The sequence below is a fragment of the Bacillus altitudinis 41KF2b genome (genome assembly GCF_000691145.1).
Taxonomy (GTDB): Bacteria; Bacillota; Bacilli; order Bacillales; family Bacillaceae; genus Bacillus; species Bacillus altitudinis.
In genome coordinates this window covers 233,248-251,721 of the sequence record NZ_ASJC01000004.1, presented here as the reverse complement: position 1 = coordinate 251,721, position 18,474 = coordinate 233,248, and the positions used below count along the sequence as shown (strand labels likewise).

Annotated in this window: 22 protein-coding genes; 12 read left to right on the top strand and 10 right to left on the bottom strand. The window is 41.8% G+C overall.

Annotated elements, in window-relative coordinates; all coding sequences use genetic code 11:
- Positions 1 to 15 precede the first annotated feature (15 nt).
- The 4 genes from BA79_RS09635 (at position 16) to ywaC (ending at position 4,440) form a co-directional block, all read left to right on the top strand.
- A complete protein-coding gene (locus BA79_RS09635; protein WP_007497873.1) occupies positions 16 to 1,134 on the top strand; it encodes a sugar ABC transporter substrate-binding protein in 1,119 nt (372 codons plus the stop codon).
- A gap of 72 nt (positions 1,135 to 1,206) precedes the next feature.
- Positions 1,207 to 2,703 (top strand): sugar ABC transporter ATP-binding protein, encoded by a 1,497-nt coding sequence (locus tag BA79_RS09630; RefSeq protein ID WP_035702503.1) that lies wholly within the window; start codon positions 1,207 to 1,209, stop codon positions 2,701 to 2,703.
- Entirely contained in the window at positions 2,700 to 3,713 is a 1,014-nt protein-coding gene (locus tag BA79_RS09625) for an ABC transporter permease (RefSeq protein ID WP_017368303.1), read from the top strand. The genes BA79_RS09630 and BA79_RS09625 overlap by 4 nt, the downstream gene beginning before the upstream one ends.
- 94 nt (positions 3,714 to 3,807) lie before the next feature.
- Positions 3,808 to 4,440 (top strand): GTP pyrophosphokinase YwaC, encoded by a 633-nt coding sequence (ywaC, locus tag BA79_RS09620; protein WP_007497867.1) that lies wholly within the window; start codon positions 3,808 to 3,810, stop codon positions 4,438 to 4,440.
- 50 nt (positions 4,441 to 4,490) lie between these two features.
- Here the strand turns inward: ywaC and BA79_RS19595 are convergent, their stop codons facing one another.
- Both BA79_RS19595 and BA79_RS09615 read right to left on the bottom strand, forming a co-directional pair.
- Positions 4,491 to 4,643, bottom strand: coding sequence for a hypothetical protein (locus BA79_RS19595; RefSeq protein WP_155720705.1), 153 nt, complete (start codon positions 4,641 to 4,643; stop codon positions 4,491 to 4,493).
- Between the two features lie 16 nt (positions 4,644 to 4,659).
- Positions 4,660 to 5,745 carry a response regulator aspartate phosphatase gene (locus BA79_RS09615; protein ID WP_035702501.1) on the bottom strand — a complete coding sequence of 362 codons (1,086 nt, stop codon included), beginning with the start codon at positions 5,743 to 5,745 and terminating at the stop codon, positions 4,660 to 4,662.
- Between the two features lie 528 nt (positions 5,746 to 6,273).
- On the opposite strand from BA79_RS09615, the gene BA79_RS09610 reads away from it, so the two are divergent.
- From BA79_RS09610 to BA79_RS09600, 3 genes are all read left to right on the top strand, one after another.
- Positions 6,274 to 7,038 carry a transporter substrate-binding domain-containing protein gene (locus BA79_RS09610; protein WP_007497862.1) on the top strand — a complete coding sequence of 255 codons (765 nt, stop codon included), beginning with the start codon at positions 6,274 to 6,276 and terminating at the stop codon, positions 7,036 to 7,038.
- 70 nt (positions 7,039 to 7,108) lie between these two features.
- On the top strand, positions 7,109 to 7,753 hold the full coding sequence (locus BA79_RS09605; protein ID WP_007497860.1) for an amino acid ABC transporter permease: 645 nt from the start codon (positions 7,109 to 7,111) through the stop codon (positions 7,751 to 7,753).
- Positions 7,750 to 8,478 carry an amino acid ABC transporter ATP-binding protein gene (locus tag BA79_RS09600; RefSeq protein WP_025208197.1) on the top strand — a complete coding sequence of 243 codons (729 nt, stop codon included), beginning with the start codon at positions 7,750 to 7,752 and terminating at the stop codon, positions 8,476 to 8,478. Before BA79_RS09605 ends, BA79_RS09600 begins: the two co-directional genes overlap by 4 nt.
- Positions 8,479 to 8,566: 88 nt before the next feature.
- On the opposite strand, the gene glxA is transcribed toward BA79_RS09600, so the two are convergent.
- Positions 8,567 to 8,950 carry a glyoxalase GlxA gene (glxA, locus tag BA79_RS09595; RefSeq protein ID WP_008345541.1) on the bottom strand — a complete coding sequence of 128 codons (384 nt, stop codon included), beginning with the start codon at positions 8,948 to 8,950 and terminating at the stop codon, positions 8,567 to 8,569.
- A 117-nt stretch (positions 8,951 to 9,067) separates the two neighbouring features.
- Here glxA and BA79_RS09590 point away from each other — a divergent pair, with 117 nt between their 5' ends.
- Positions 9,068 to 10,249 (top strand): class I SAM-dependent rRNA methyltransferase, encoded by a 1,182-nt coding sequence (locus tag BA79_RS09590; protein WP_035702498.1) that lies wholly within the window; start codon positions 9,068 to 9,070, stop codon positions 10,247 to 10,249.
- A 37-nt stretch (positions 10,250 to 10,286) separates the two neighbouring features.
- Here BA79_RS09590 and BA79_RS09585 read toward each other — a convergent pair whose 3' ends face one another.
- Both BA79_RS09585 and BA79_RS09580 read right to left on the bottom strand, forming a co-directional pair.
- Positions 10,287 to 10,967, bottom strand: coding sequence for a CidB/LrgB family autolysis modulator (locus tag BA79_RS09585; RefSeq protein WP_007497850.1), 681 nt, complete (start codon positions 10,965 to 10,967; stop codon positions 10,287 to 10,289).
- The gene (locus tag BA79_RS09580) at positions 10,961 to 11,344 is read right to left on the bottom strand and encodes a CidA/LrgA family holin-like protein (RefSeq protein ID WP_008345527.1); all 384 of its coding nucleotides are present in this window, start codon (positions 11,342 to 11,344) and stop codon (positions 10,961 to 10,963) included. The genes BA79_RS09585 and BA79_RS09580 overlap by 7 nt, the downstream gene beginning before the upstream one ends.
- Before the next feature lie 165 nt (positions 11,345 to 11,509).
- Between BA79_RS09580 and cidR the strand changes: the two genes are divergently transcribed.
- The 4 genes from cidR to BA79_RS09560 all read left to right on the top strand — a co-directional run bounded on the left by cidR (position 11,510) and on the right by BA79_RS09560 (position 14,403).
- On the top strand, positions 11,510 to 12,397 hold the full coding sequence (gene cidR, locus BA79_RS09575) for a cidABC operon transcriptional activator CidR (protein WP_035702495.1): 888 nt from the start codon (positions 11,510 to 11,512) through the stop codon (positions 12,395 to 12,397).
- 17 nt (positions 12,398 to 12,414) lie between these two features.
- Positions 12,415 to 13,239, top strand: a complete 825-nt coding sequence (gene thiM, locus BA79_RS09570; RefSeq protein WP_035702492.1) for a hydroxyethylthiazole kinase — start codon at positions 12,415 to 12,417, stop codon at positions 13,237 to 13,239.
- Complete coding sequence (thiE, locus tag BA79_RS09565; RefSeq protein ID WP_035702490.1) at positions 13,226 to 13,915, top strand: thiamine phosphate synthase; 690 nt, start codon at positions 13,226 to 13,228, stop codon at positions 13,913 to 13,915. Before thiM ends, thiE begins: the two co-directional genes overlap by 14 nt.
- 110 nt (positions 13,916 to 14,025) lie before the next feature.
- Positions 14,026 to 14,403 carry a nuclear transport factor 2 family protein gene (locus tag BA79_RS09560; protein WP_235701785.1) on the top strand — a complete coding sequence of 126 codons (378 nt, stop codon included), beginning with the start codon at positions 14,026 to 14,028 and terminating at the stop codon, positions 14,401 to 14,403.
- A gap of 26 nt (positions 14,404 to 14,429) precedes the next feature.
- Here BA79_RS09560 and BA79_RS09555 read toward each other — a convergent pair whose 3' ends face one another.
- From BA79_RS09555 to BA79_RS09535, 5 genes are all read right to left on the bottom strand, one after another.
- Positions 14,430 to 14,768, bottom strand: a complete 339-nt coding sequence (locus BA79_RS09555) for a DUF4288 domain-containing protein (RefSeq protein ID WP_035702487.1) — start codon at positions 14,766 to 14,768, stop codon at positions 14,430 to 14,432.
- Between the two features lie 301 nt (positions 14,769 to 15,069).
- Positions 15,070 to 16,608 (bottom strand): solute symporter family protein, encoded by a 1,539-nt coding sequence (locus BA79_RS09550; RefSeq protein WP_007497838.1) that lies wholly within the window; start codon positions 16,606 to 16,608, stop codon positions 15,070 to 15,072.
- Complete coding sequence (locus tag BA79_RS09545; RefSeq protein ID WP_024719499.1) at positions 16,605 to 16,919, bottom strand: DUF485 domain-containing protein; 315 nt, start codon at positions 16,917 to 16,919, stop codon at positions 16,605 to 16,607. The genes BA79_RS09550 and BA79_RS09545 overlap by 4 nt, the downstream gene beginning before the upstream one ends.
- Before the next feature lie 107 nt (positions 16,920 to 17,026).
- The gene (locus tag BA79_RS09540; RefSeq protein WP_035702484.1) at positions 17,027 to 17,695 is read right to left on the bottom strand and encodes a glycosyltransferase family protein; all 669 of its coding nucleotides are present in this window, start codon (positions 17,693 to 17,695) and stop codon (positions 17,027 to 17,029) included.
- Positions 17,688 to 18,377 (bottom strand): class I SAM-dependent methyltransferase, encoded by a 690-nt coding sequence (locus tag BA79_RS09535; protein ID WP_017360141.1) that lies wholly within the window; start codon positions 18,375 to 18,377, stop codon positions 17,688 to 17,690. The genes BA79_RS09540 and BA79_RS09535 overlap by 8 nt, the downstream gene beginning before the upstream one ends.
- Between the last annotated feature and the right edge of the window lie 97 nt (positions 18,378 to 18,474).

The following is an 18,474-nucleotide window of genomic DNA, read 5'->3' as shown; positions in this document are numbered from 1 at the left end:
TGAGGAGGAACAGCAATGAAACGTAAATATTGGACATCATCTCTTGTATTATTGACGGTCCTGACCGTGCTATTATCTGGTTGCGGTACGGGATCAAGCGCAGGCTCAAAGGCTAATGCAAACGAAAAGGTCTCCTTTGACAATGTCCCGAAGCGATTTGCAAAAGGACAGGGAGCAAAAATTAAAGTCATCCGTAAAATTGGCGGGGACGATCATACTGCTCAGTTTTTAGCAGGAACGAAGGCAGAAGGGGAAGCGCTAGGCTTTACAGTAGATGTCTACACGGCAAATGGTGATACGGCGAAGTTTCATGATGCCATTTCTCAAGCACTAGAAGAAAACTATGATGGCTTTATCATCTCTCATGGGGATGATGAGGCGACCGTCGCTGATGTGAAAAAGATCACAGCGAAAGGCATTCCAGTTGTGGCGTTTGATTCAAATCCGAAGCTGAAGGATATCAAAGGAGTCACAGTGACGTCTCAAGATGACGAGCAATTAGCGAAAAAATCATTAGATGCACTCGTGGCTGATTTTAAAGGGAAAGCAAATATTGCGTATCTTTGGGTAGACGGATTCCCTCCAATGGTGAGACGAAACAAGGTGTACCAAGAAACGCTCAAACAGCATACAGGGATCAAGGAACTTGACCGATTTGGCGTTGCGGCCTCTGATACATCAGTTCAAACACAAAATGCGGTTGCGGCTATGCTAAATAAATATCCAAAGGGTAAACTGGATGCGATCTTTGCCACGTGGGATGCATTTGCGATTGGTGCCGCAAGAGCTTTGAAAGAAGCAGGAAGAACCGAAGTGAAAATATACGGTATTGATGTGTCTAATGCCGATCTGCAAGAAATGACTGCGAAAGACAGTCCTTGGAAGTACACTGCCGCTGTCGATCCGAAGCTCATTGGCGCAATTGACGTAAGGATTCTTGCGAAGAAACTAGCTGGCGAGAAAACGCCATCTTCCTATGACCTTGAGGCCTCTCTCATTTCACAAAAGCAGCTTCAGGATGCAGGAAAGGCCATCAATATGGTCAATCTTGCAGATGAAGTAAAAGGATTCGGTTCTTCGACTGCTTTTGAAGAAGACTGGATGAAGACCTTGAAGAAGCATTATGCAAAATAAACCACGTGCACTCTCTTTTCATAGAGGGTGTTTCGTTTTTCAATTGACGATCAGGAGAGAAGGAGGACACCTATGACAACGCCGCTTGTTCATATGAAAAACATCTCGATTGAATTCCCAGGAGTCAAAGCGTTAGATCAAGCAAATTTCACATTAAAAAAAGGCACAGTCCATGCCCTGATTGGGGCTAACGGTGCTGGGAAGTCAACGTTAATGAAAGTTCTCTCTGGTGCTCATTCACATTTTGAAGGAACCATCCACATCAATGGCGAGGAGGCGACCATTCATACACCAAAGGATGCGGCCTCATACGGTGTGCAGACCGTACATCAAGAAGTGGATACAGCTCTAGTGCCATATTTAAGTGTTGGCGAAAATATGATGATTCATGAAATTGAGAAAAAACCATTCGTCCGTTGGAAAGAGATTCACCGCAAGGCAGCACAGCTGTTAAAAGAGATGGACATTGACATCTCGACGAAGCGTCTTGTGAGTGATTTGACACTGGCAGAAAAACAAATGGTGCTCATTGCCAAGGCTGTGTCGATCAAATGCAGCATTTTAATTTTGGATGAACCAACCGCTCCACTTAGTCATGCAGAAACAAGCAAGCTATTCTCAATGATTCATCAATTGAAAAAGAACGGCACAGGCATCATTTTTATCTCGCATCGCATGCCAGAAATTTTCAACATCTGTGATGAACTGACTGTGATGAAGAATGGAACCGATGTGGCGGCACACCTCATTAAAGAAACCGATCCAAAGCAGGTCATTGAAGAAATGCTTGGCGCGCCATTAGAGGAACAATTCCCATCTCGTACAACGCTTGAGGATGCACCGATTGTGCTTGACGTGAAAGAGTTGCATGACCAGCATAAATTAAACAACATTCATCTTCATGTGAAAAAAGGAGAAATTCTCGGGATTGCAGGACTAGTCGGTGCTGGTAAAACAGAATTGTGCAAAGCCCTATTCGGCGCCTCAGAAAAAAAGTCAGGCACTGTGCAGCTGCATGGTCAAACCATTCATATCAAGTCACCTCATCACGCTGTGAGAGCGGGTATTGCCCTTGTGCCTGAAGAACGGAGAAAAGAAGGGATTCTAACAGAAGAAACTGTTGGATGGAACGTAACAGCTGCAAGTCTACGTTCGTTTACACGGCCGTTCAGCTTCTTACATCGTTCTAAGGAACGGAAGGCAGCAGATGGAATCGTCAAGCGGCTTGGCGTCAAGACACCTTCTCTTGAAGCGAAGGTGAAGCATCTATCTGGTGGAAATCAGCAAAAGATTGCGATTGGAAAATGGTTGTTGGCTGAGGCGGATGTCTATCTCTTTGATGAACCAACCAAAGGTGTAGACGTTGGAGCAAAAAAGGACATTTTCTCTCTCATTGCAGAACTAGCTGAAAGAGGAAAAGCGGTTATTTATGCTTCAAGTGAGCTTTCAGAAATTGCAGGAATCGCCGACCGAGTATACGTCTTATATGATGGCAGCATTGCCCGGGAAATGACGGCACCAATGACTGAAGAAGAGCTTTTATATCATTCAACAGGAGGACAATCATGAGTGAACGACAAGTTTCAGCCCCAGTTCAACAAATCAAGAAACAGCGGCCATCCTTTCATCTGTTTGATTTCTTTTATCAATATGGCACCATCTTAACGATTGTCGTATTGATTGTTGTCTTTGCGGCAGCCAATCCGGCATTTTTACAGTCAGGAAATATCATCAATATTTTACGATCGATCTCGATTGTAACCATCATTGCAGTAGGGCTGACGATCTCATTAGCAGTGAATGGCTTTGATTTATCTGTAGGTTCAGTTGCAACGTTATCAAATGCAATTGTGATCTCCATGTTTGTATGGTTCTCGCAAAACCCACTCATTGCGATCCTTTCTGCGCTGGCGGCTTCTCTTATTGTCGGTTTGCTGAATGCTTGGATGATTGTCAAAATGAAGATTCCAGATATGCTCATGACACTAGCCATGATGTTTATCATTCAAGGGCTGGCACAAACCTATACGAAAGGTGCGACCATTTCTGAAAATATGGTGCTGCCTGATGGTACTTTTTCAACTGGCACCATCCCTGCCTTTTTCAGCAAGATTGGGCAGGTCCCCTATATCATTTTGATTATGGCGGCCATTGTGCTTTTTGCACATGTTTTTATGACTTACACAAAGCATGGGCGGTTGATGTATATCATTGGTGGAAATAAAGAAGCCGCCCGATTGTCTGGTATTCATGTGAACAAATACAAAATCGCAGCATATCTGTTGTCTGCCTTATTTGCGGCGATCGGTGGTATCGTGCTGGCATCAAGGGTGATGACAGCAGAAATTAACGCAGGAACGCCATATTTAATGGATGGGGTAGCTGCTGCTTTTATTGGGTTTTCAGTCATGGGAGCAGGTAAACCAAACGCATTCGGTACGTTTATTGGTGCGGTGCTCATCGGTATTTTACAAAATGGACTTGTGATGATGTCTGTCCCGTATTATGCAATGGATATCGTGAAAGGATCTGTACTTGCACTGGCACTCGCGCTGACTTATTACAAACAACGGGGCTAAGATGTATTTTTTTAAAACCATTTGCGTTCTCTCTCCGTCTAGTAAACGGAAAGCAGTGTAACAGCTGTTTGCCAAAAGGAGATGACAAAAAGAAATGAATATGTCAGCAACTCATGTAGAAGATTTGAAAAGTGTCATGGAAGACTGGAAAAATGAATTATTAGTATATAAATTTGCATTAGATGAAATGGATACAAAGTTTTCGATTATTAGTCAGGAATATAATTTAATCCATGGACACAACCCAATAGAGCATACTAAATCACGGATCAAATCCTTTGAAAGCATCGTGAATAAACTAGCGAGAAAAGGATGTGACATCACCACACAATGTGCCAAGGAGTACATACATGATATCGCTGGTGTCCGCATCATCTGCTCGTTTATTCAAGATATCTATAACATTATTGATGTTCTGAGGCAAAGAGAGGATTTAAAGATCCTTGAAGTGAAGGATTACATTCAGCATCCGAAACCAAATGGCTATCGAAGTCTTCATTTAATTGTTGAGATTCCTGTTTACTTAACGAATCGTGTGGAGCATGTGAAGGTTGAAATTCAGGTGCGGACCATTGCGATGGATTTCTGGGCGAGTCTCGAACATAAAATCTATTATAAGCTGCAAAACGATGTTCCTCATCAGCTCACCGATGAACTAAAGGAAGCGGCAGATATCGCTCACTACTTAGATGAAAAAATGCAAAATATCAAACGGGAAATTGATTAACCAATAAAAAGAGTAGCTGTTTTGAATGACAGCTACTCTTTTAAGTCTTATTAAGGGTTGGTGCCTCGATCTCTCTTTTGAATGATCGTACCGTCATCTTGCGATTGTGCAGACGGGCTGCCTTTTTGTGTAGAAGTACCAATCCAAACACCTGTGAACAAGAGCGCAAAAATCGCACTTGAGATCAGCCATTTTTTCATCATACATCACTCCATCTTCTTAACAAGTTTTGAATGACAATGCCTTGTTCTGAAAATACATTGCTTCTTTCGGAAGACCATTTTCAGTTAAGTAGGCGGCTACATCCTGACAGATAGCCTCAAGATCAACAAGGAAATTCATAGATTCTAATTGATCACAATAAGAAATGATCTGCTCAATCATGTTGTTTGGCTGGAGCATCAATGTTTCTAAAATGGATAATTTAAGTGAAATGTTTCGTTGTTTTAAATTTTCTGCTTTTTGAAGTGAAAGCTGTACATAATAGTGGAACAAACCAGGCTTTTTCAGCTTAAACAGCGCTTTCGTGTAGGCATACAAGGCCAGTAAATAACCGCCTGGAGAAGAAGTTTCGAATGCCTCAATCAATAAAGCTTTTTCTAGGAGCGGCACAGCTTCACTGTATTCACTTCTTAGACTTTTAATAAAGGCTGCATTGCAATATGCGTGGCCAAGTAAATCTGGATCCTCCATCTGTTCTAGTGAGTGAATCACCTGTCCAAACAAAGTTTCTGCCTCATCATATTTCGATTGATCCGCATAATTCAGAGCAAGCATCATTTGACAGCTGATTGATTTTTTCACATAACATGGATCTGCGTCGTAAATAGACGAAGCCTTTTTTAAGTGGTGGATGGAGAGAAGTGTGGATCTTATATTATAGTATAGACATCCTGTTTTATAATGGAATTCTGCCTTTTCAATGTCATCATGAACGAGATCTAATTTATCCTCGGCCAATTTCAAATGGTGAAATGCTGTATCTTGATTCCCTCTGCGCATTTCATACATGCCTTTAAAGAAATAGAAATAGTAGCTGAGCATATCATCTGTACGAATCGCATTTTCATCCACAAAAAGACTGTGATCTAACGAAGCTGTATCTTCGACTAAATCTTTGAAACGGTATTCTAAAAGTTGATAGTAGAGTAAGACATCTTGATTCTCTTCCATTCGATCAAATGCTTGAAGAATCTCTTCTTTTAGCTGTATGGCTTCTTGTATGTCTCTTTTTTTCATCAAGACATACCAGTCATTTAGCATATTTGCTACATCAACGGATGACAAAACACCTGTTTCTGCCAATTGGTATCCTCCTTTCTTCACCTATTCATTTCTGCTGATTCTTATTTGTCTGAATCATCTTTCCATATTAAGTATCTTCTTATATTTTAAGCGGTCTATCTCAATTTGTAAAACATGTTTTTTGATGTAAATTCAACCAGTAGTGAAAAAATTAGGGAGTAGTGATCGAATTGTATACGCTTACATTTTTTTAGGTAAAAAGAGGATGTTGAAAAAATATATCAGGATATCAATAGAGGAAGAGAGACAGTGAAAGAGGGTTTTTTCATAGGTGAGAAAGAAGTGGTATTGAAAAAGGAGTGTTCGCGGTTTTTTGTGAGATTATATCACATGAATATTGTGAAACATGCTTCTTTCAGAATAAAATGAGTTATTCGCAAAAAAGTAAAATTTAAAGAGACTATCGATCTAGAATTGTATGGATCTTTGGTATTGATAAAAAATATCACACAGTATAGCTTTAGCGTGGTATAGTAAGATTGTTATTGCGAATATTTAGACAAAACTGACAATTGGGGGTCGTGTTTTATGAAGAAATCGATGTTACTGATCATGGGACTAATTGTTGTGCTCGTCATGGCAGCCTGTGGTTCAAAATCAGACAGCGGTTCGGGAGAAGGCAAAGGGACATATAAAATCGGGATAGATGTAACATATCCGCCATTTGAATTTGAAAAGGGCGGTAAAACGGTGGGAATAGACGTTGATTTAATTAACGCCATTGCGAAAGACCAAGACTTCAAAGTGAAGCTTGAAGCAATGGATTTCTCAGGGATTATTCCAGCGATGCAAGCAGGTCAGCTTGATGTTGGAATGGGTGGTATGAGTATTACAGATGAACGTAAAAAGAAAGTGGATTTCTCAGATCCATACTTCGACGCTGGTCTGACAGTTGTTGTGAAAAAGGACAGCAGCATCAAATCGATTGATGATTTAAAGGGGAAAAAGCTAGCTGTTAAAAATGGGACAACAGGTGCAAAATTTGCAACAGATAACGCAGACAAATATGGGTATGAAGTAGTTCAATTCAATGACAGTCCATCTATGTTCCAAGAAGTATCTAATGGAAATGCAGATGCTTTAATTGAGGATTATCCTGTCATTACGTATGCGATCGCACAGCAAGACTTGAAATTGAAAACAGTTGGAGATCGCTTGAATGGAGACCAATACGGGATCTCAGTGATGAAGGGTAAAAACCAGGACTTATTGAAGAAAATCAATAAAGGGCTGGAAAACCTAAAGAAAAACGGTGAATATGACAAAATTATTGAGAAATATTTGAAGTCATAACACAAGCGAGGCGCGCTCAGAGCGCGCTTTCTTTATGTGTCAACCGTATGTGAATTAGGGAGGGAGAAACATGGATACGATTGTTAATGCATTTCCGTATTTAATGGATGGTTTGCAAACCACATTATATATCTTTGTTGTTGCTATCATTTTAGGTTTTATCATCGGGTTGATTGTGGCACTATTCCGCCTATCACCATTTAAAATCTTGAACTTTATTTCACTCGTTTTTGTCAATGCCATTCGAGGTACGCCATTTATCGTACAGCTATTCTTCATTTATTTTGGGCTTAATACACTTGAATTCATTTCACTTGACCGAGTGCCGGCAGGGATTATTACAGTAGCGATTAACGCAGGAGCTTATTTCTCAGAAATTATTCGTGCAGGGATTCAGTCCATCGATAAAGGACAAACTGAAGCCGCACGCTCTTTAGGATTCACAGGTGGACAAAACATGCGCTTTATCGTCCTTCCACAGGCATTTCGCCGTATGCTTCCAGCCATTACGAACCAAGCCATCATCAGTTTGAAGGACACCTCTCTTTTATCGATTATCGGTATTGCTGATATCATGCAGCGGGGACAAGTTCAAGCATCGGCTACCTTTGATCCTTTGAATGTCTGGCTCATTGTCGGTGTCATTTATTTCGTGATCATTTATTTACTTTCTCTACTGGCTAGCTACGCAGAAAGGAGATTTGATGTGAAATGAGTATGATTACGGTGAAAAACCTAAAGAAATCCTTTGGTGATAACGAAGTCTTAAAGGATATTAATGCAGTCATCGAGGAAAAAGAGGTTGTATGTGTCATTGGTCCTTCAGGATCAGGGAAAAGCACATTTCTCAGATGTCTCAATAAATTAGAGGATATTACGGCTGGGGAAGTTGTTGTCCACGGACATACGATTACAGACCCAAAAGTGAATATCAATAAAGTACGACAAGAAGTTGGTATGGTGTTTCAGCACTTTAATTTATTTCCTCATAAAACCGTGTTAGAAAATATCACGATCGCACCGGTGAAAGTAAAAGGGATGGAGAAGAAAGCGGCAGTCGATAAAGCATTAGACTTGCTTGAAAAGGTCGGCTTGAAAGACAAGGCCAAAAGTTACCCTAACCAATTATCTGGTGGACAAAAACAGCGTGTTGCCATTGCAAGAGCCTTGGCGATGGACCCGAAAGTGCTCTTATTCGATGAGCCGACATCTGCTCTTGACCCTGAGGTCGTTGGGGATGTTTTAGCTGTTATGAAACAATTAGCAGTCGAAGGAATGACGATGATTGTCGTCACACATGAAATGGGCTTTGCAAGAGAAGTGGGAGACCGAGTGATCTTTATGGATGGCGGATATATCGTCGAAGAAGACAAACCAGAAGCACTCTTTGGAAACCCGCAGCATGAGCGTACCAAATCATTTCTTAGTAAGGTGCTATAAAAAAAAGAGTAAGAGCAGGTATGCTCTTACTCTTTTTCTTTTGTGACGAGAATGAATATACCGATTCGCATGCATTTCCTAGGAAATATTATCGTTGGAAGAACTCAATCCACTCTTGGTCTGGCCCTCGGAAAAAGAAGTAGCAATAGCCATTGGGCAATGTTGTGATTTCTTCATCTATTAGCTCAATTTGCAGCTTTTGAATACGGTTAAATTCAGCGTGAATATTATCTGTTGTGAAGGCGAGATGGTGGACCTTTCCTTCAGATGGAAGGTCACTGCTATACCCTTGAATGAGTTCAATTTCCGTTTCCGCTTCGTCTTTAAAGCCAAGAAAGGCAAGTTCAATGACTCCGTTTGTATGAGTGATGCGATCCTTTAATTTCATGCCCACCACTTTTTCATAAAAATCAATGGACTGATCAATATTTGTCACCATAATCCCTGTATGATCTAAGCGTAATGTTGTCAAAAAAGAGCCTCCTCTATGTCGAGTTGATATTTTTCTCCTCATCTTATCATAATAGAAGTAACGTATACATTCATATGGTAGGATAGAGAGAGTCAATTTAGGATAAGGATGACACAAATGAAAAAAATCTCATTAAAACAAACATTTGCAGAACAAGTGAAAAAGGGATATCCGCTTATTTCAAAAGATGCTGTGTCGCGTGTGAACGGTGTACAGGAAGGCGAGCTCATTGAATGGGTAGATGAAAGAGGCTCTTTTTTAGGGAAAGGATATTATGGTGTGCAAAATAAAGGCATCGGTTGGGTACTTTCCTTTGACGCTAACGAAAAAATAGATCAGCCCTTTTTTGTTTCTAAACTTGAACAGGCATCCAAAAGCAGAACGCATTTATTTCGTGATGCACAGACGACGGCTTTCCGTGTGTTCAATGGAGAAGGGGATGGAATTGGTGGAATCACGATTGATTATTATGATGGATTCTATCTCATCCAATGGTATAGCGAAGGTGTTTATACATTAAAAGAAGATGTATTGGCTGCGATTGAGCAGGTGTACCCTGACTATAAAGGCATTTATGAAAAGAAACGATTTGATACGTCTGGACAATATATCGAAGATGACGATTTTGTAAAAGGGGAGAAAGGTGAATTTCCTCTTATCGTCAAAGAAAATGGGATGAACGTGGCGGTTTATCTAAATGATGGTGCGATGACAGGTATTTTCCTTGATCAGCGTCATGTGCGAAAAGCAATTCGAGATCGCTATGCAAAAGGAAAGACCGTCCTTAATACGTTCTCTTATACCGGCGCTTTCTCTGTAGCAGCAGCGCTTGGCGGGGCAAGCCGTACGACAAGTGTAGATGTTGCAAACCGCAGTTTGAAAAAAACATCTGAGCAGTTTGAAGTGAATGGCATTGATGTAGACGGGCAGGATATCAAAGTCATGGATGTCTTTAAATATTTCCCGTTTGCGGCGAAAAAAGGCTGGAACTATGATGTCGTAATTTTGGACCCACCTTCCTTTGCACGAACGAAGAAACACACATTCAGTGCAGTGAAGGATTATAAGAAACTATTAAAAGAAGCCATCCAGATCACAGCTGAGAACGGCGTCATTGTGGCGTCAACCAATAGCAGTGCATTTGGGATGAAAAAGTTTAAAGGATTTATTGCACAGGCCTTTAAAGAATCTGGGAAAACGTATCGTATTCTTGAGGAATATACACTTCCTGAGGACTTCCGTACAACGAAAAATTATCCTGAGGGGAACTATTTAAAGGTTGTCTTCATCCAAGCATAAGAAAAAGCCATTTTCCGATAGGGGGAAATGGCTTTTTCTATAGGGCAAACGACATCAGGATAGGCGCTGCACATAATGTAATAATGGCCGAAATGATCATGGACACACTTGAGATCGTGCCTGAGACCGAGCTCAGTTCAAAGGCCTTCGATGTGCCTGCACCATGTGCTCCTGTACCAAGCAGAACGCCCATTGCAATGTCATTATCAATACGGAAATAACGGATAACCAATGGCCCAATGATTGAGCCAAATAATGCTGTTAAAATGACGAATACAGCCGTAACGGACGGCATCCCGCCAATCATTTCAGACACACTCATTGCAACGGGTGTTGTGACGGATCTTGGGACGAGGCTCTCGATCAGACTCGTATCCAAATGAAACAATTTAGCGATAAACGCTGTTGATAAAATTGCAACGATAGAACCGCAAGCCACATTCAAAATAATTTCTACTGCATGCTTCTTCAGAATGTGAAAATACTTATATAAAGGAATGGCAAATGCCACAGTCGCAGGCTGAAGCATATTTGTCAGCCATTTTCCGCCTTGATTGTAAGCATCGTAAGGAATGTTCACGATTAACAGCAAGACCACAAGAACAACTGGTGTCACAAGTAAAGGGGAAACATAGACCTTCGGGTGACGTTTATAAACCGCTTTTGATCCGAGATAGATCAGAATGGTTAAGATCAAAAATAGTCCGCCAACTAACATAGCTTTTTTCGCTCCTTTCTTTTCGCAATCATCTGCGTCATCATGCCAGTCGAGAGCATGACCACAAAGGTACTAAGTAAAACCACAAGGACAATACTTGTGCCAGATTGAGAAAGTAATGTTCCGTAATCAATCACACCTACTGCTGAAGGGATAAAGAAGAGCAGCAGTTCTCCGAGCAGCCATACGGCGCCAAGTTCAATCCATTTTAATTTAATGATGTTAAAATGAAGTAATAAGAAAATGACAAGAATGCCTAAGATCGTGCCCGGAATTCTTAAATGCAAAAAGGCCGCCAGCACATTCATCAATTTCGCAAAAGCAAATAAAGCCATAATCTGAAGGGTAGCAATCAGCGACGTTTTGAGCAATTGCACTTTCTGTTCACTCCTTTTTCTATATAAATTGTTCACTGTTTCACAAAAACAACACAACGTTCTAATCGGTGAGCTTACTTTAAAGTGTACAGCACGTTCTATTATAGGTAAAATACATATATCGAATAGTTAGTATTCCTTTTGTCTATAGAAAGGATGAACCATGTGGACATCAGACATTTAACATATTTCTTAGAAGTGGCACGGTTAAAGAGTTTTACGAAAGCATCACAATCGCTCTATGTGTCGCAGCCGACCATTTCCAAGATGGTCAAAAACCTAGAGGATGAGCTAGGTGTGCAGTTGTTTTACCGTAATGGCAGACAGGTTGAAATGACAGATGCTGGACAAACCATGTATACACAGGCGAGTGAAATCACACAATCCTTTCAGAATTTAACGAGTGAATTAAATGATTTAATGAATGTGAAAAAAGGACATATCCGAATAGGACTGCCGCCCATGATTGGATCAAGCTTTTTCCCAAATGTGATGGGGGAATTCCGCCAGCAGTATCCAGATGTCACCTTTCAATTGGTGGAGCATGGCTCCATTAAAGTAGAGGAAGGGGTAGAGGATGGATCATTAGATATTGGTGTCATTGTTCTGCCTGCAAATGATAAAATTTTTCATACATACACCATCATTAAAGAGGATATGAAGCTTGTCACCCATCCATCACATCCGATGGCAGGACGTGATGAGGTTCATTTGGCTGATTTAAAGGAAGAGTCTTTTATTTTCTTTCGAGAAGATTTCGTTCTGCACAGCCGAATCTTAAATGAATGTATGAATGCGGGATTCAGGCCGAACGTTATTTATGAAACGTCACAATGGGATTTCATCAGTGAAATGGTTGCTGAGAACCTTGGAATCGGGCTTCTGCCTGAACGGATTTGCCGTGATCTAGATCCTGATAAAGTGAGGATCATTTCCTTAAATCCGTCTATTCCGTGGCATTTGGGTGTCATTTGGCGAAAGGACCGCTACTTGTCCTTTGCTGCAAGAGAATGGTTAAAGCATACAAAATCCTATGTGTGGGATGCAGAGTAAAAGGGAGGACGATACAGATGAAATTAAGCTGCGTGTCTCATCTTTTGGAAAAGGTTCGAGCGGAAAATCCGCTTGTCCATAATATCACCAACCAAGTTGTGACGAACTTTACAGCGAATGGACTGCTTGCTTTAGGTGCTTCTCCAGTCATGGCAAATGCCAAAGAAGAAGTGGCAGAAATGGCGCAATTAGCGGATGCACTTGTGCTGAATATCGGCACACTAACAAAGGATACGGTGGAGGCGATGGTCATTGCTGGACAAGCGGCCAATGAAAAAGGTGTACCGGTTCTATTAGATCCTGTTGGTGTTGGTGCGACAACGTTTCGGACGAGTGCGGCGAAACAGCTGTTACAGCAAGTGGGCATCACTGTTGTCAGAGGGAATGCTGCTGAAATAGCTCATTTAATTGGAGTGAAAGGCTGGCAGTCAAAAGGGGTTGATGCAAAAGGGGCAAATGGAGATGTATCGTCTTTAGCAAAGCAGGCGGCAAAAGCCCTTCAAACCGTTGTGGCGATTACGGGAAAAGTGGATGTCGTGTCAGATGGAGAAGAGGTTCTATCTATTCATAATGGACACGAATGGTTAACCAAGGTGACAGGGACTGGCTGTTTACTCACCTCTGTCATAGGGGCATTTTGTGCAACAGGGGAACGGCCCATTCATGCGTCGGCATCAGCTCTGCTGTTTTATGGTGTCGCTGCAGAAAAGGCAGCTCAGCAGACAGAAGAGAAAGGGCCAGGCACCTTTCAAATCGAATTGTTAAACGCGCTATCCAATACAAATGGTCAAGATGTGATCACGTTAGGGAAAATAGGGGGAGTTTTGCATGACGAAGGTTGATCAGCAGCTAATCAAACAGCAATTATCGGTTTATTTTATTATGGGAACAGCGAATACAAGCCGGCATCCGCTTGATGTGGTGAAAGAGGCCATTCAAGGCGGGATCACGATGTTTCAGTTTCGTGAAAAGGGTGAAGGTGCTCTGCAAGGTGAAGAAAAGAAAAAAATCGCTCAGCAGATTCAAGCACTTTGCCAAGAAGCGAATATCCCCTTTATCGTAAATGATGATGTACAGCTTGCAATAGATCTTGATGCAGATGGTGTCCATGTTGGGCAGGAAGATACACTTGCACTAGATGTACGGCAAAGAATCGGGAATAAAATATTAGGCGTGTCCACGCACAATCTAGATGAAGTGAGGCAAGCGATGAAGGACGGGGCAGACTACGTTGGGATGGGTCCAGTCTATCCTACAGAAACAAAAAAGGATACACGCAGTGTCCAGGGTGTTTCTTTAATCAACGAAGTACGTCAACACGGTCTTCACATTCCTATTGTGGGCATCGGCGGGATCACGTATGAAAATGCGGCACCAGTCATCCAAGCGGGAGCCGATGGCATTAGCATCATCAGCGCCATTAGCCAAAGCGCTGATCCGAAAAAAGCTGCGGAAGAACTAACATCTCTTGTCGAGTCAGAGAAAGCAGCTCTTTCATCTGTAAAAGACATGGATTGACTCATCCATGTCTTTTCTTATCTGCGTGAAAAATAGACAGTAGAGATACAATTGTGTACAATCTAATTGTTCGATTATTTTCGAAATGACAGGTAAATAAAGGAGAATGAATGATGGAAGTGCTCGATACGTATTTTCGCCGATATGATGAAGCGGGAAAAGGGCAAGAGCAAATGAACGAATTGCTGGCATTGTTTTCAGATGATGTCATGATTGTCTTAAATGGTGCTGAAAAGCCTGGCATCCAAGCGTTCACACAGTTTTTGAACACATTTTTCCACGTACATGAAGACATTAAGCATATGTGGGATGGCTGGGTGAAACGTGAAGATGGGAAGTATGAAACAAACTGGGCTGTTTGCGGAAAGTTAACAGACGGTCGTGTATATACAGCAGAAGGCATTGATATTGCAGAGCTGGATGATCAAGGAAAGATCGTTTATTTAGAAAACGTCCCGAAAAACCCAGAGTTATTCCAGCGATATTAAAAAGCCGGCAGAGCAGCCGGCTTTTTTTATTTGTCTAACGAATAAGCGTCGATCGCTTCTTTAGCAGATGTTTCTTGATCAAAAAGAAGATATCGGCTGTACACTTCGCTTAAATGCAGGGGACCTTCGTCTAAGTTTTCAACTAGCTCAAAGATATCTAGTACGGCTGCTAGTTTTGTGGTTGTTTGTCCATGATCTCCATTTTCAAATGTCTCATCTGGAAAATGGTCTTTGACGATTTGTTTCACTTTTCGATTGTTTTTTGCTCTCACTAAAATGATTCGTTCCTCAAAGATTTTATCCGGTCTCACCTTTGGTGAGGAGCTAGATTCAAATAATAATTTTGCTGAGTACAATTTATGCATATGTTTCACTTCTTCCTTGTGGGGTGAATTTCCAGTATGTGTTTAAAATGATAACATAAGAATAACAAGAGAATTGAAGTCTATGGGGGTAATAGGGTTGAAAAGAATCATTGATAACAGAGGAGAAGTTCATGAAATTCTGTTGATCATCATCACATGCTGTTCGTTGATCACGTTGAGGAAATGTGACAAGTTAGAAAGATATAAAGAGAGATTAAAAGGCCAATTTATCCCATATTGAGTACAGTTTTGAAATAGCAAGAACACTGAAAAAGCCGGCAGAGCAGCCGGCTTTTTCTCATCAATCTGTATCCATATGCATGCCTGTGTGTGCTTTTACTTGAATTTCTGTAAAGGTGTCTTCATCTGCTTTTTCAGAGGAGAAAATGGTGCCTAAGTAAGCTGCAAGGAATCCGAGCGGGATCGAGATAATCCCAGGGTTCGATAGTGGGATAAGCGGCTCTCCTGTGAAAATTGCTGCCCCTGATGGGTCCCAGACGCTTGGGCTGAGTGACACGATCAGGAGTGCGCTCAGAAGACCTGTTAAGCTTCCTGCGATAGCACCTGTTGAGTTAAATCGTTTCCAAAAGACAGTGAAGATAATCAACGGTAAATTCGCACTTGCTGCCACTGCGAAGGCAAGAGATACAAGAAAAGCGACGTTTAAAGATTGCGCAAATAATGCAAGAATGATGGAAAGGATGGCCACGCCGATGGAAGCAAAGCGTGCCGCCTTCACCTGTTCACGTTCACTCGCTTTTCCTTTGCGGATAATCTGGCTATAAAAATCATGGGCAAAGGCAGACGCGGCGGATAAAACAAGACCGGTCACCACTGCCAAAATGGTCGCAAAGGCAATAGCGGAAACAAAGGCAAATAATAAATCTCCTCCAAGCGCTTGGGCGAGTAGTGGAGCGGCCATGTTTCCTGCTGCATCGGCTGCCGTAATTGCATCTGTTCCGACAAAAGCTGCGGCACCGAAGCCGAGGAAAACCGTCATTAAATAAAAAATCCCGATGATCCACGTAGCGGATAGAACAGATTTACGCGCAGAAATGGCATCCTTTACTGTATAAAAACGGATCAAAATGTGCGGCAAACCTGCTGTTCCTAGCACAAGGGCAAGGTTCAGAGACAGGGTCTCTAAAGGCACATCATATTTATTTCCCGGGTGAAGAAAAGCTTCACCAAGCGGGGTCGCTGTTTTCATCTGCTCAAACATCTTCAGCAGGCTAAAATCAAACTTGGCAAACACAAGCAGCGAAATAATCAGCGTGCCCAGCATGAGAAGCACAGCTTTCGTGATCTGTACCCAGCTGGTGGCGATCATGCCGCCAAACACGACATAAATGGTCATCAAAACACCTACAATTAATACAGCGATCCAATAATCAATGCCAAGAAGCAGTTTAATTAAAGCACCTGCCCCAACAAGCTGGGCAATCATATAAAAAGTGGATACCGTGATGGTGTTAAAAGCAGCCACGCCTCGAATAGCAGGGCGTTTGAATCGTGCAGCAATCATATCAGCCATCGTATATTTTCCTAGATTTCGCAGTGGTTCAGCCACGACATAAAGGACGACAAGATACGCTACAAGAAAGCCAATACTATAGAAAAAGCCGTCAAATCCATTTAAGGCGATCATGCCGGCGATCCCTAAAAATGAAGCAGCAGACATATAGTCCCCGGCGATGGCAAGGCCGTTCTGAAATCCAGTCAGTCCGCCGCCTGCGGTATAAAAATCACTCGCATTGCTTGTTTTTTTCGCAGCAAAATACGTGATGACCAATGTGAGACCTACGATCGCTATGAATAAAATAAAAGCGGTCATACTCATTCGTCATCACCTCTTGATTCAACTTTTAAAGCGCTTACATATTTGTCGAACTGAGCTGCTTTTTTTGCATAAAGCCCACATAAAACCCATGTCATCACAAATTGCGTGAGGGCAAATAACCAAGCCCACGTGATCGCTCCAATTGCTGGCGTGTTCAAAAAGGTGAAGTAGGATGTAGCAACCGGAAGTGAAAAGTAAAAGAGAAAAAAGAAAATCGTCATCGGTACGATAAATCTGCGTTTTTCCTCAAGAAGTTTTCGAAAATCCTTTGAAGCGGCAACCTTCTTATAATGAACGTTTTTGTCTGCCATTGTTTCCTCCTTTGTACGAATTAGGGACAAGGTACTCCAATGCATATGAGACGATCTGGTTGTTTATGACAGTATATCATAAAAAAGGCACCCAAAAAGGGTGCTTTCTATCGATAATTTGCAAGAAATGTTTGTCTTGCTTTTTCATATGCTTCTGCATCAAAATGATCTCCGCATTTGTGAATACACCAGGGCTCTTCTTGCCTTGCAATACCGATCTCATATCCTTGCTGAGCGAATTCAAAAGACTGTGACACATCATAAAAATGAAACCCGTCTAAGAGGTCCTCACGCCACTTGATATCATATTGTGTTGCCATAAAAAGACCGTCAATAGCAGAAGCTTTGATATAACCTTGGGGCTCTGTCTGTGGATGACCAGATTCAAACGTCAGTAGCTGATAGGTGTCGTGCCGATATTCAATGACTTTCCCTCTGCAATCATGGCTCTCCCACCAGATTCCATTGTCTGGCACACTTTCTGCACCTATTACCCCAAGCATGCCAAGTGACGGATTCTGCAAGAAAAGTGGGATCAGCTCGAGAAGCATATGCTGTTTGACGATGAGTGTATCTTGATGAAGATAAATTTTAAACTGTGCAGGATGAGTGAGAGCTTCATTGTATCCAGAGGCCATACTTGATGCATGTCTAATAGGCAAAACCTCTACATGATACCCGTGCGGAGCAGGAAGTGAAGCGAGCTGCCGGAAGCAAGCTTGAAACATCGACTCATCATTTACACATAAAACAAATAAGATGGTGGGGCTACTCATTGAGTTGAACCGCCTCAACCACGTATTGATAGGCAGTCGCTGCCTCGTTAAAATCAAAACGGATGCCATGTTTTACGAGTAATTCATGTAGATCATTCATGACGCCCGTATAGGAAGGGTGTTGTACACGAATGGTTTCAAGCTCACGAACATGAAACCCGGCTGACTGAAAGAGGGCATGAATTTCGTGAAGGGTAAAGAAGCGTAAATGTGTTTGATCCATTAATCCTGCATCTGTATAAGAAAATCTCCCAGCCAGTAATTCTAAAACCGTTGAAATATGACCAATATTCGGAATGGAAGACAAGATGGCCCCTTCCCTTTTTAGAAAAGGTTTGACCTTTTTTAAGACGGCCCAAGGGTCCAATAAATGTTCAAGGACGTCTCCGAAAATGATGCAGTCAAATTGTTCATGCTGATAAGGCAGCGCCATCTGTTCAATATTGCCGCATAAAACATGATCCAGCGCTTTCTCAGCCTGCTTTGCCGCATCTTCAAAAGATTCAATTCCATATATGGTACGGTCTTGTTGTTTTAGGACTTTGCCAAGCTGGCCTGTGCCGCATCCGATATCCAAGATAGACGTCCATTCCTTGCGAATACGATGGACAATCACAGGGTTCACACCGTGATAATATTGATCCTTCTTTTGATGATAATAAGATAGGGAATCTGAACTCACGCGCCACCCACCTTTCTTCTTTCTTGTGTCTTATGCTTAATATATGGGTGGGGAGCTTGGTTTTATAACGAAAATGGGCAATTTTCATGAATGACAG

Coding starts and splice junctions, on each gene's coding strand:
- BA79_RS09635 (WP_007497873.1), top strand. CDS start 16: ATGAAACGTAAATATTGGACATCATCTCTTGTATTATTGACGGTCCTG.
- BA79_RS09630 (WP_035702503.1), top strand. CDS start 1,207: ATGACAACGCCGCTTGTTCATATGAAAAACATCTCGATTGAATTCCCA.
- BA79_RS09625 (WP_017368303.1), top strand. CDS start 2,700: ATGAGTGAACGACAAGTTTCAGCCCCAGTTCAACAAATCAAGAAACAG.
- ywaC (WP_007497867.1), top strand. CDS start 3,808: ATGAATATGTCAGCAACTCATGTAGAAGATTTGAAAAGTGTCATGGAA.
- BA79_RS19595 (WP_155720705.1), bottom strand. CDS start 4,643: ATGATGAAAAAATGGCTGATCTCAAGTGCGATTTTTGCGCTCTTGTTC.
- BA79_RS09610 (WP_007497862.1), top strand. CDS start 6,274: ATGAAGAAATCGATGTTACTGATCATGGGACTAATTGTTGTGCTCGTC.
- BA79_RS09605 (WP_007497860.1), top strand. CDS start 7,109: ATGGATACGATTGTTAATGCATTTCCGTATTTAATGGATGGTTTGCAA.
- BA79_RS09600 (WP_025208197.1), top strand. CDS start 7,750: ATGAGTATGATTACGGTGAAAAACCTAAAGAAATCCTTTGGTGATAAC.
- BA79_RS09590 (WP_035702498.1), top strand. CDS start 9,068: ATGAAAAAAATCTCATTAAAACAAACATTTGCAGAACAAGTGAAAAAG.
- BA79_RS09585 (WP_007497850.1), bottom strand. CDS start 10,967: ATGTTAGTTGGCGGACTATTTTTGATCTTAACCATTCTGATCTATCTC.
- thiM (WP_035702492.1), top strand. CDS start 12,415: ATGAAATTAAGCTGCGTGTCTCATCTTTTGGAAAAGGTTCGAGCGGAA.
- thiE (WP_035702490.1), top strand. CDS start 13,226: ATGACGAAGGTTGATCAGCAGCTAATCAAACAGCAATTATCGGTTTAT.
- BA79_RS09560 (WP_235701785.1), top strand. CDS start 14,026: ATGATGGAAGTGCTCGATACGTATTTTCGCCGATATGATGAAGCGGGA.
- BA79_RS09555 (WP_035702487.1), bottom strand. CDS start 14,768: ATGCATAAATTGTACTCAGCAAAATTATTATTTGAATCTAGCTCCTCA.
- BA79_RS09550 (WP_007497838.1), bottom strand. CDS start 16,608: ATGAGTATGACCGCTTTTATTTTATTCATAGCGATCGTAGGTCTCACA.
- BA79_RS09545 (WP_024719499.1), bottom strand. CDS start 16,919: ATGGCAGACAAAAACGTTCATTATAAGAAGGTTGCCGCTTCAAAGGAT.
- BA79_RS09540 (WP_035702484.1), bottom strand. CDS start 17,695: ATGAGTAGCCCCACCATCTTATTTGTTTTATGTGTAAATGATGAGTCG.